The following is an 11,613-nucleotide window of genomic DNA, read 5'->3' as shown; positions in this document are numbered from 1 at the left end:
CTATAAAAACAAGGTACAATTTCGATCTAAAAAATAAATAGAAGATTGAAACGGGATCCCTTTCTACTCACGAAACTAGTTAATGTCATGCAACATGCACTACCTATTATACATATTAAAAATTAATCATACTATTATTAATATATCAGATTCATTTAAAAAACTTAACAACTAAAATTGTAAAAAAAATAAGATAAGATCATTAGAATAAAGACATATTAAACTGAAAAAAAAGATGTTGTATTTTGTATTGCATAAGGAAAAATTACCAAAATATTTTCCTATCGATCGATACTTGAGGGGTAAAAAATATCTCGATATTGTTGAAAAGACAAAGTACTGTTTTCGCTGGCAGGATAAATGTCATACGATTTTTAATAAAAGTCCCTTAACTTTCATTTCTCTCTTAGTTAGATATTGTGACAGAAAGTAGATATATCATAGAAGTGTCCGCCCCTACAGACTTAGGAATTATAAATGTATATCCTAGCTTAAATTCCGATGATGTTGTGACATTGAGGACTAAAAAAAATTATCGTACTGAAAGAGGATCGTTTAGTTCTAACCATAGAAAATTCTATTTCGGAAATTTCAGGAGATGCGCTGGAAGCCTTAAAAGTAACACCGAATATCATGGTTCAAAATGATAACATTACCATGATAGGTAAAAGCAATGTGATGTTTGATAGTTGGCGATCGTCCACTGAACCCTTCTAAAGAAGACCTAAGCAACCATCTCAAAAGCATTTCCGCTGATGATATGCAAAGCATAGAGGTCATTACCACACCTCTGGCAAGAGGATGAAGCCGAAGGCAATAGCGGAATAATCAATATCAAACATAAGAAAGGATAAAAAACGAATAGAATAATAGATTCAGGGCTATCGTCTTATATTATACTCAAGCCACATATCCAATGTATACTCTAGGCAATATTTTTTCTTATCAAAAAGGGAAAATACGCTTGTTATTAAACGCTGATGCACAAATGGGAAATGAAGCGGTTGTTGAGAAATCTAATATTTTTTATCCCATGGAAACTTGGATACAGAAAATAAGAAAAAATAAGAAAGATTACTTCTCCGGCAAGGTTTCTTTTGATTATGAGCTTACCGATAAGATCTCTATGATTACTACAAGCAGGTATGAAATTCACAGTACGCCTCCGAATAGGTATGAGATAAATGCAACCCCTGTAAATAGCCTTTATAATATTTGTAAAGACCTTAAGGTAGAAGCTTTCCAAGCTCCAGGTTGCGTAGAAGAGTATTTTGTGGTGCCTCAATAGCGTGTAATGGTTACACCTGAGTATATCAATTACAAGTAAGCGGCGCTGGTAGAACCTTTATCCGTTGCCGCACGCGCTACAGAGGGTGAACCCGTTAAAGGAAAACGTAATGATCTCTGGAGCCAAACCTATTTGAAATCTTATGGCGCAATGTGAACGAATACGATGATGGGTTAAAGAAGTGATGATCACTTATTTTAACGATTTCAGGCTTGAGATAGCCGTACGATGTGGTATTGAAGAGGGCGTTAATTAAAAATTAAGCTTTGAATAAGCCATTCAAAAAGAATTTGAAAAAGAAGACTTCCAAGTGGCCTTTTGAAGCAGTAAGCGCGGAAAATGCTCTGAGTGCGCTTATAAGCAAGATAGAAAAAGGAGGAGAGATAGTATTATAAGGAGTATATGAACGGGCTTCAAGAGTAAATATGACCCATAGTAGGTAAACACGAGATTAAGCTTACAGGAAGTTGATATATAGAGATGAAGATTATGAAGAAGCCGTCTGATTCTTATCGGAAGAGAAAAATTCATACCGAATCTTTTATCACATATCGTTTCCCATTTGAAGAATATTTGCAAGCCTATCAGTTCATATCATAGAGCTTCTGACATTATATTTAATAATAAAATACAAGAGAGAGTTACCCGATTTGTTATAAAAAACAAAGGTACATTACGTCGTAATATTTCCTTATTTTTTGACTTATTTTAAATCAGACTATTAAGAATAATAATGAGAGATTATTAGGATTTATCTACGAATAAACCATCCAGAAGCTTTTTGTCATACTTAAGTTTTGAGAGCAAACCAAGAGTATTTGGACGCTTCTTGAGAGAGCGAGTCTCTCTTGCGATAGAATTTCTCTTTTTTTTAAGATTCAACTCTTTTTGCCTGTTAAGCCTGAGGGATTTTCTCCAATAAAGACGCCTGATTTTCATAATGTCTAGTTCCGAATTGATCAGTACCTTTAAAAAGCATGTGTTCGAGACAATCCGCTAGACCTGTATGATCATGAGGATCATCAGCTGAATCCACGTTTATTTTTATACACGCGCAAATCTGAGATTGACCAGGGTTTTTCGAGAGATAAACCTTTAATTCATTTTTGAGCAAATACACCCTTATATGTGTGGGGGTCCCCTTTTACATAATCATAAGCATAGCCGTTTTTATCTGTTTGTCGTTCGAGATCAAGATGATTCTGAGCCTCTTGCATTGAAAAGCAAAGGATAAATACTAAAAATGACGTGCAAAACCTCTTTATGGCGCTCATGAAACATGATATTTAAATGGAATACTAATTTAATTATTTATTATAAGTTATTTATTATATTCATAACACATAGTGATTTCAATGATGTAAATATTAGCTATATGTTTATATAAGTATATCACTTGTTAATTTTTTTAAGGTAGTAAAAAAGCGAATATTTTTTTGAACTAACGTATGGCACTTTATTAATAGTAATTGAGGTATACATTTTCAATAGTTTTTATATTCCATAAAAGCCTTTACAAAGTAGCCACGGACTTTTGATTTTTTAAGCGTACTAAATATAAGGTTTTGAATATTACGAAAGACTCAGATCAAATACTACTGATAGATGTTATTGTTTTAATAACAAGAAGAAAAAAGGCCTTTTAGTACCATATATCAGAGAAAGCGCTTGATTTTTGGTCAGGAGAATTAACCAAATATCCGTTTATGATCTAAGTGTTTTTAAAAGAAATCAAAGTAGAAAAATTACGGATTTTATCTCATCAGAAATAAAAATGAAGTCTTTATTTTATAAAGGTTTAAGTGATCTAAAAAAGATACTTAGTTATATAGAATATGCTTATTGTGACAGTGCTATCAGTTGATTCTTTTAAATCGTCTTACGAGCACATATCAAAGGCAAGGTCTCTTGATTAATTATCGATGATGTTTTTTCTGAACTTCTCACTGATGAACCTATCTTGTAAATCTCCTTAGAGGGTTCCCAGAAAGATTTTGTTTTCAAGTAATGTTCCAGATAAAATGTTACGGTAGAGCTTTGGGACTTTGATTGGCGAGAAAAAATAAATAATTGTTCTATAGCGCGCGTGGTAGCTACATATAAAAGGTTTAAATGGTCGAACTGCACCTGAGATAAATAAGCTTCATAAGCTTGTTTAAGCTTCCCTTTAAAAGATTTCATCGAAGCGTTTGTATTAGCATACAGAAGATCAAACCCTTCATATCCGTTCGGATCCACCTCCAGCCATAAACCTCCTTTTTTTTCTTCAAGAGCTTCCCAATCGGCAAAAGGTAAAAGCACCACCGGAAATTGCAATCCTTTTGCTTGATGAATAGTCATAATACTTATAGCGTTAAGCGATTCAGGAAAAATAACACGCTCTTTATCTTGCCTTTGATGCCACCATTCAAGAAATTCTAAGAGCGTAAAAAGTCCTTTGTTCATAGCACGATATACCACATCGAGAAAAAAATGAAGCGCGGCCGCACCCTCTGAAACATTAAGTTGACCTATCCTTATAACTTCCTCACACAATTCATATAGCGAATATCCACAGCCCAAATAGCCTTGAAAATAGAGCCCTTCTCTGTTAAGTTCTTTAAAAAAGTCTTCAAAAGACAATGTTGTAAGAGTCTGAAGAAAGAGATGAGAATCCCCCTGAGGTTTGAGTAAGTTGTATTGCAAAAGCAACAATAACCAGTCAACACGCAAGTCACTGTCCTCAGGACGTGAAAGTACTTGAAGATAGCCCAGAGCAATCTTTACTGTCCATGCATTCTTTAAAAGCAAAGATTCAGAAGAGATCACCGGCCATTGACAACCCATAAGAGATTCTGCTAAGAAGGCGCCTTGTTTTTTTTTACGAACCAGCAAACAAATATCGCGACATTCATATCCTTGCATTAACAAACCTTTTATACGCTGTTGTATTTCATCAAAGGTCATGGCATAATATGACTTATTATCAGCGGAATGGAGAAAATTGAGCTCGACATAACCCTCGTCTTTCTCTACAGATTCCTGAGGGCATTGCCGGTAAATTTCTTGATAAAGCGCTTCAGAAAGAAGTTCCGAAGCGCTAGAATAGAGTTCATTATTAAAACAGATGATATTTCGTAAGCTACGAAAATTTTTTTTAAGACAGTGTACTTCCTTACGATAAGACTCTTGATTCTCTTGAGAGAGGAAAAGAAACTGTTCAGGATAAGCGCCGCGCCAACGGTAGATGGACTGTTTAACATCACCTACGATCATAGCCGTTCCGTTTTCAGACAACACATTTTCAATCAGGGGTTTAAAATTTTCCCACTGCATTAAAGAGGTATCTTGAAATTCATCAATAAAATAATGAGTATAGCGCTCGCCTAAGCGTTCATATATATAAGGGATCGATTCGCGCTTAATCCATTGAGCTATATGTAGATTAAGTTCTTCTATAAACACTAAATCCTTTTCTTTTTTTAAAAGACTGAGTTCCTTATCTATCTCGCAAAGCAAAGCTAAAGCAGAGATATTTCTTAAAAAAACACGAGCGCTCAAATATTCTGAGAAGTTTTTCTTATAAAAATTTAAAAGGGAGTTATAATATTCCAAAATCTCTTGCGCATAACTATCGACCAACTGTTTTTGAGAGACGTCATTACAAGATTTGGAATAAAGCCTCCCTAAAAGCATGCTTTCCTTTAAGCGCTTGCCAAAAGGACTTACCATAAACTTGCCATTAATAAGTTTTTTAAGAGCATTGGGCCAATCGGAATGGTAAAAAGAATGAGGTGAAATATTTTTTTCTTCAAGAAAATTAAGCGCGTTTTTCGCTTGCCGGGTAATATTTTTTTCAAAAAGCTCCACCTTATAAGTAAGATGCTTTTTTAGACGAATAAAATCTGAAAGCGTGTGTCTTTTGAGCTTTTGCACAGGCACAACGCTTTCCTCCATTAGCAACAAGGAAGTGGTTTCTAAAAGTGCGGCGCTGGGATCCCAAATCCTCCCTTGCTGAAGGTTTTCAAAAGAAAATTCAACTAAAAAAATGCTTACCGGACACTCAGGAGACATTTTTGAAAGAAACCTCTCGATAGCCTCTTGAAGTAAAAAATGACTGTCTATTTCCAATTCAAAGTTGCGAGCCAAATTAAGATCTGCCGCAAAGGCGCGAACGATCTTATGAGTGAACTTATCTATTGTACTTATAGAAAAATCAGAAAATGTATGTAAAATGGCCTTAAGCGCCGCCGCGGCCCTACTAATCAATTGCATGGGAGAGCAATTAAATTCTTTTAAAAAATCTTCAAAAAATGGATGATAGGGCGCCATCGCGGGCTCTGAAATCTCTCGTAAACTTTCCAAAATGCGCACTCTTATCTCAAAAGCTGCTTTATTGGTAAAGGTAATAGCGAGTAAATTCTTGAAAGTGTATGAATCTTGCGAGGCCAAAACCAAAGCAAGGTATTCTCTAACTAAGGAATAGGTTTTTCCTGCTCCAGCTGACGCTTCGTAAACACTTAATGTAGCATGCGATAACATCTAAAAAAATAAATAATTATCCTTAAGATAAGAGGTTTTATCTTGTAAAAATACAGCGACGAAGTTCACTTAGAAATACAGATGTAGCCATGGCGACGTTCAAGCTCTCAACAGTCGATTTCGGATGAAACCTGGGAATGCTTACCCTTTTGGAAATATACCTCTGCAGACCTGGAGAAATACCGCGAGACTCATTGCCCATAATGAGCCAACCCGACTCAGGAAAAGACTGGTGGTAAATATTATCTCCTTCTAAAGAGGCCCCCCAAATAGGCAAATGAGTTTGACTCAAAACCTTATCTAAATCGGTGTAAAAAACTCGCACACGTGAAAAAGAACCCATAGAAGATTGGATAACTTTAGGATTGTAAACATCGACTGTATTTTTCGAAATCCACAGAGTAGGCAGAGCAAACCAGTCGGCAAGTCGAAGAATACTTCCAAGATTGCCGGGATCTGAGATTTCATCAAGTACTAAATTCCAATGCTTTGGTTCGCCCGAAATCGGAATAGGTAGGGAGTCCGACAAACGACAAAGCGCGAGAGCGCCCGAAAAATGCGTCAGAAAGCTAATCTGCTCCATTTCTTTTTCGCTGATAAAAACAGTAAGTTCAGTTTGTTTTTTGAAGTAATCGAAAAATTTATCCGTACAAAAAATCTGTGTGAGAGGAAGATCATTTTTAATCGCCTCTTGAACGCACTTAAGCCCTTCTATAACAAATAAGCCATTGAGCTCCCTATATTTTTTATGTCTGAGCGATTTTATAAGTTGTTTTTGGGATTTAGTGATCATATACTGAAAATCAGGCGATGAAATTACACATCTATATACATTATAAAAAAAATGACACAAACAAATAAATGAAAAGCGGCAATCGAAAAATATATATTTGTGCAGACTTTTATCCTATGATGAAAAGAAAGCTCTGTAAAAATTCATTCATAGTTAGCATTTGCCTGCTTTTGGCCGCTTGCAATCTTACCAAAAGAGTACCTCAAGGAAAGTATTTACTCACAGGAAATATTTTTAAAGAAAATGGAAAACGACGGTACTTTTCCAATCTTAACGAATATGTACAGCTTCGGCCTAATAAAACATTTGGATTTTTACCATTGGGTCTGATGTTCTATAATATTTCCAATCCAAAATTGGAAAATGTCTTTGATAATCTCTACAATAATATTCCTGAGGCCCTGCGCAAAAAAGACGAATCTAAACTACTAGATAGTCTCTTGCAAGAATATGGACTGGGTCAGTATGCAGGAAAAAGTTTATGGTGGGATAAGTTTGTATTCAGAAACTCAAACAAACCTATTCTTATAGATTCAGCCCTTGTGGAAGCTTCATCCAAGGCTATTGAGACCGCCTATTTTTCAAAGGGATTTTTTGATGTGCGCACAAAAACCACGCTTGATTTAAAAGATAAAAAAGGGAAAGTTATTTATAACACGCAAAGAGGTCAAGTTTATACCTTAGGAGATATACAATATCGATTTAAAGAGTCAGAATTGGAAAAAATTTATCTTCAATACAAAAAAGAAAGCGAAGTTAAGATAGGAAAAATATACAACACAAAGGATTTCGAAAAAGAGCTCAATCGGATGAAAAATATTTATGAGAATTATGGATACTATAACTTTAATTATTCAAAGGATGAGGTGGAATTTGAAATCGACTCCACTTTTAGCAAGCATAAAGCACAAGTGATCATGCACGTAAAGGAAAAAAGCCTTGCTAAAAAAGATGACGATTCAATAAAAACAGCTCCACATCTCCCCTATCACTTTAATCAGATCAAAATCATTATTCAGAACGAATTACACAAGGCTTCAGAAGCCCTTAGCTATAAGGGCTATGATATGATCTTACCTGGGACTTTAAAATATAAGCCCGACGCAATTTCAAGGGCTTTGGTAATTGAACCTAAGGGGTTATATAAACTACAAGATGTTCTTATCGCTAGGGATAATCTTTATAACCTTAAGAATTTTAATATCGGAGCGTTTTCTATAAAAGAAAGTGAAGAATCTACTCAGCAGAATCCTGCCTTAGATGTAAATATAGAGCTAAACCCAAATAAGAAATATGAACTACAGCTCTCTTTCGAGGGAAATTTTTCACGAACGAATAATTTGGGTATTACACCTGGGATCGCCTTGCTTACGCGCAATATCTTCGGAGGAGCGGAAAATCTTGAATTATCCTTAAAAGGCAATCTCGCCTCTATGAAAAAGACCTCGGCAAAAAACCAAGACTATTTCAATTCCTTGGAAGCGGCAGCACAGGCTAAACTTAGCTTTCCCCGGTTTCTTCTTCCCTTGAATAGTGAATTTATCGTGCCCAAAAACTATAGTCCACACTCGTGGATACTTATAAACCTAACCCGGCAGAAAAATATCGGCATAGGAAGGATGAATATCTTGGGAAGAATTGAATATGAATGGAAAAGCTCCGCTAACTATCGGCACCGATTCAGTCTGTTAAATGCTGAGTTTATTCAAAATCTTGAAAAAAAGTATTACTTTGATTTTTATGATAACGACAAGGCCATAAAAAATCGTTACGATTTAGAGAAAGAAAATGACAATCTCAGTGATCAGACTCGCATAGAATACGAGAGAATGCAAAGTCGACAAAGACGGATTACCAGCGATTATCTTATTCATTCACTCAGTTACAATTATGAATACGGAAATGATGGAAATAAATATATCATTCATCCGATTTTTTTCTCCGGAAAAATAGAAACCGGAGGCAATTTGCTTACATGGCTTAAAAAACGCTTTTCGCTGAAGAAAATAAATACGAACGGCGAACAAGCCTACACCTTATTTAAAGTGCCCTATTCACAATTTGTAAAAGTTGATCTGGAATTTCGAAAACACTGGCAACTTGCCCCGGCGCAAACCTTAGCTTCGCGTATCTTTCTTGGCGTTGCGGTTCCTTACGGGAATTCCCGTGAGCTTCCTTTTGACCGGAGTTATTTTGCAGGCGGCTCTAATGATGTCCGCGCCTGGCGCGCTTATGAACTGGGACCTGGAGGAACGCATGATGATTCAAGAGATCTAGCCTTTTCAGATTTCAAAATAACCATGAACGCAGAGTATCGTCTTAATATATTTTCAAAGATTTATGGGGCATTTTTTCTGGATGCAGGTAATATATGGTCATTAAAAGAAGAAGGGAGTAATGTCAATTCCACTGTAGATCCAGGCAGGTTTAGATGGAATAGTTTTTATAAGCAACTGGCTTTAGGAGCGGGTTTAGGGCTTCGTTATGATTTGAGATTCGTTATCGCACGTTTGGATTTTGCTTATAAACTGCGTGATCCATCAGATTCTGAGGAAAACAGATGGGTTTTTAACAAATTAAATCTATTAAATCCTGTCATCAATTTCGGTATAAGCTATCCTTTTTAAGGATGCGAAGGGGTTTTTGCTATATTTGCCACATCCTTTAAAAAGTAAACTACAAAGCCATGTCCAAGAAATTTCCTGCAGGGGTAGCTACCGGAACTTTAGTAAAAGAACTGTTTGGATACGCTAAAGAAGCTCAATTTGCGCTTCCGGCGATAAATGTCACTGGATCCAATACAATTAACGCAGTTTTAGAAACCGCCGCAGAGCTTAAAGCTCCTGTTATTCTCCAATTTTCTAACGGAGGAGCGATTTTTAATGCAGGAAAGTCATTGAGCAATGAAGGTCAACGCGCCGCAATTCTCGGAGCCATCGTTGGGGCTAAGCATATACATGAATTGGCTAGAGCTTATGGTGCTACGGTGATTTTACATACCGATCATTGCGCTAAAAAGCTCTTACCCTGGATAGATGGCTTGCTAAAAGCGAGTGAAGAATATTATAAATGTAATAAGAAAACGCTTTTTAGCTCTCATATGCTTGACCTTTCAGAAGAACCTCTTGAGGAAAATTTAGATATATGCCGTGACTATTTAAAACGCATGCGCGCATTAAATATGACGCTAGAAATAGAATTAGGTATCACAGGAGGTGAAGAAGATGGTGTGGATAACATGGATGTAGATAATAATAAGCTCTATACCCAACCTGAGGAAGTAGCCTACGCTTATGAAAAATTATTAGAAATCAGTCCAAACTTCACCATAGCGGCGGCCTTTGGGAATGTTCATGGTGTTTACAGACCTGGAAATGTGAGCTTGCGTCCAAAGATCTTACTGCATTCTCAGACTTATGTTCAAAAGAAATACAAGACGGCTGAAAAACCGATTTACTTCGTGTTTCATGGGGGCTCAGGATCTTCAGAACAAGAAATCAGAGAAGCTATTAACTATGGGGTGGTAAAAATGAATCTTGATACCGACTTACAGTATGCTTTTATGAGTGGTATACGCGACTATATGAATGAAAAAAAAGACTATCTAAAAGGACAAATCGGGAATCCTCAAGGAAAAGAGCAACCCAACAAAAAGTTTTATGACCCTCGCATATGGCTTCGTGAAGGAGAAAAAAGCTTTAAAGCGCGTTTAAAAAAAGCCTTCAAAAATCTCAACAATATTCATACGCTTGAGTAGTTACCCAGTGCGTAACGATTTCTGCTTGAATCATCAATTATGGCTTGGTTTCTAAGGAAGAAGAAAAATATTCTGACCCCCAGCGAAGATCGCAAAAACCTTCCCAAAGGCCTTTGGTATAAAACTCCCAGCGGGGAGATTATAGATACTCAGGAACTAAAGAAAAATCTTTATGTAAGTTTAGAAGATGGTTACCATGTCAAAATAGGCAGCCGCGAGTATTTTGATATATTCTTTGATGAGGGTGAATTTGAAGAATTTGATACCGATCTATCCTCAGAAGATCCTCTTAAATGGATCGATTCTAAAAAATATAGCGAACGACTTCAGGAGGCTAAGAAGAAAACCGGTCTTAAGGAAGCTCTGCGTTCAGCCTTTGGAAAGCTTGATGGCCGAACAATAGTAATTGCTTGCATGGACTTTACTTTTATAGGGGGATCTATGGGATCTGCTGTGGGCGAAAAAATCAAAAGAGCTATTGAAAAGGCTATCAAAAAGAAATGTCCTTTTTTATTGATTTCAAAATCCGGAGGAGCACGTATGATGGAAGCTCCTTATTCCCTTATGCAAATGGCTAAAACTGTAGCAATGCTTAGTCGTCTTTCTCAGGCTAAGCTACCTTATATCTCATTATTAACCGATCCTACCACCGGAGGAGTAACTGCATCTTATGCCTTGCTGGGAGATATTAATATTTCTGAGCCAGGAGCTTTGATTGGCTTTGCAGGGCCTCGTGTGATCAAAGAAACTATAGGAAAAGACTTACCTGTGGGCTTTCAAACCGCCGAATTTTTACTTGAGCATGGCTTCATAGATATTATCTGCAATCGAAACGAATTAAAGAAAAGTATCTCCGAATTTATATCAATGACCTCTAAATAATCTTTCTAAGAGGAAAGCTTTTATATATTTTTCTCATCGGGTTTTTTCGGATAAGCAATGCGCGAATTAATCGAGTAGCGTTTCGAGGATCTCCCGTTCAACCAAGCGCCTATAGGCTAATAACACATAAGACATACCTACTATACTGGATCAACAAAAACAAAGAAGAATCGCAGGAAGGAAAATCAGTGCTTCATCTTTAATAGAAAATAATGAAAGTAACCCCATATCCCCGAGAAATAAACAAATAGCGTGGATCATCTTTTGGTTATATTTTTTAGCTAAATCCGCCCCTGGGCGGGGGCGGAAATAAAAGCTACAAAATTATAAAAATCGCCTAGCTTTCCAAACGAGAGCGTTCCTTTTGAAGAC

General features: G+C 36.4%; 8 protein-coding genes. 5 read left to right on the top strand and 3 right to left on the bottom strand.

Annotation, left to right across the window (positions count from 1 at the left end; all coding sequences use genetic code 11):
• Positions 1-682 precede the first annotated feature (682 nt).
• Together CS842_RS07295 and CS842_RS00065 are read left to right on the top strand one after the other, a co-directional pair.
• Positions 683-805, top strand: coding sequence for a hypothetical protein (locus CS842_RS07295; protein WP_265614108.1), 123 nt, complete (start codon positions 683-685; stop codon positions 803-805).
• A gap of 159 nt (positions 806-964) precedes the next feature.
• A complete protein-coding gene (locus tag CS842_RS00065) occupies positions 965-1,288 on the top strand; it encodes a hypothetical protein (RefSeq protein ID WP_195909788.1) in 324 nt (107 codons plus the stop codon).
• An 895-nt stretch (positions 1,289-2,183) separates the two neighbouring features.
• On the opposite strand, the gene CS842_RS07290 is transcribed toward CS842_RS00065, so the two are convergent.
• The 3 genes from CS842_RS07290 to CS842_RS00050 form a co-directional block, all read right to left on the bottom strand.
• Positions 2,184-2,408: an insulinase family protein gene (locus tag CS842_RS07290; protein WP_265614109.1), complete on the bottom strand. Its 225-nt coding sequence runs from the start codon at positions 2,406-2,408 to the stop codon at positions 2,184-2,186.
• 749 nt (positions 2,409-3,157) lie between these two features.
• Positions 3,158-5,809, bottom strand: a complete 2,652-nt coding sequence (locus CS842_RS00055) for a UvrD-helicase domain-containing protein (RefSeq protein ID WP_103326547.1) — start codon at positions 5,807-5,809, stop codon at positions 3,158-3,160.
• 37 nt (positions 5,810-5,846) lie between these two features.
• The gene (locus CS842_RS00050; RefSeq protein WP_103326545.1) at positions 5,847-6,602 is read right to left on the bottom strand and encodes a TrmH family RNA methyltransferase; all 756 of its coding nucleotides are present in this window, start codon (positions 6,600-6,602) and stop codon (positions 5,847-5,849) included.
• A 68-nt stretch (positions 6,603-6,670) separates the two neighbouring features.
• Between CS842_RS00050 and tamL the strand changes: the two genes are divergently transcribed.
• Genes tamL through accD form a run of 3 tightly spaced genes read left to right on the top strand, consistent with a single transcriptional unit; the run spans position 6,671 to position 11,241 of the window.
• Positions 6,671-9,229 carry a translocation and assembly module lipoprotein TamL gene (gene tamL / locus CS842_RS00045; protein ID WP_103326543.1) on the top strand — a complete coding sequence of 853 codons (2,559 nt, stop codon included), beginning with the start codon at positions 6,671-6,673 and terminating at the stop codon, positions 9,227-9,229.
• 59 nt (positions 9,230-9,288) lie between these two features.
• Positions 9,289-10,359, top strand: coding sequence for a class II fructose-bisphosphate aldolase (fbaA, locus tag CS842_RS00040; protein WP_103326541.1), 1,071 nt, complete (start codon positions 9,289-9,291; stop codon positions 10,357-10,359).
• 39 nt (positions 10,360-10,398) lie between these two features.
• On the top strand, positions 10,399-11,241 hold the full coding sequence (accD, locus tag CS842_RS00035; RefSeq protein ID WP_103326539.1) for an acetyl-CoA carboxylase, carboxyltransferase subunit beta: 843 nt from the start codon (positions 10,399-10,401) through the stop codon (positions 11,239-11,241).
• Positions 11,242-11,613 lie beyond the last annotated feature (372 nt).

It is taken from the genome of Bacteroidetes bacterium endosymbiont of Geopemphigus sp. (assembly GCF_002904345.1).
Classification (GTDB): Bacteria; Bacteroidota; Bacteroidia; order Flavobacteriales; family Blattabacteriaceae; genus GSPS2-BC2016.
Note: the sequence above shows the minus strand (reverse complement) of the source record. Positions and strands in the feature narration are given on the sequence as shown.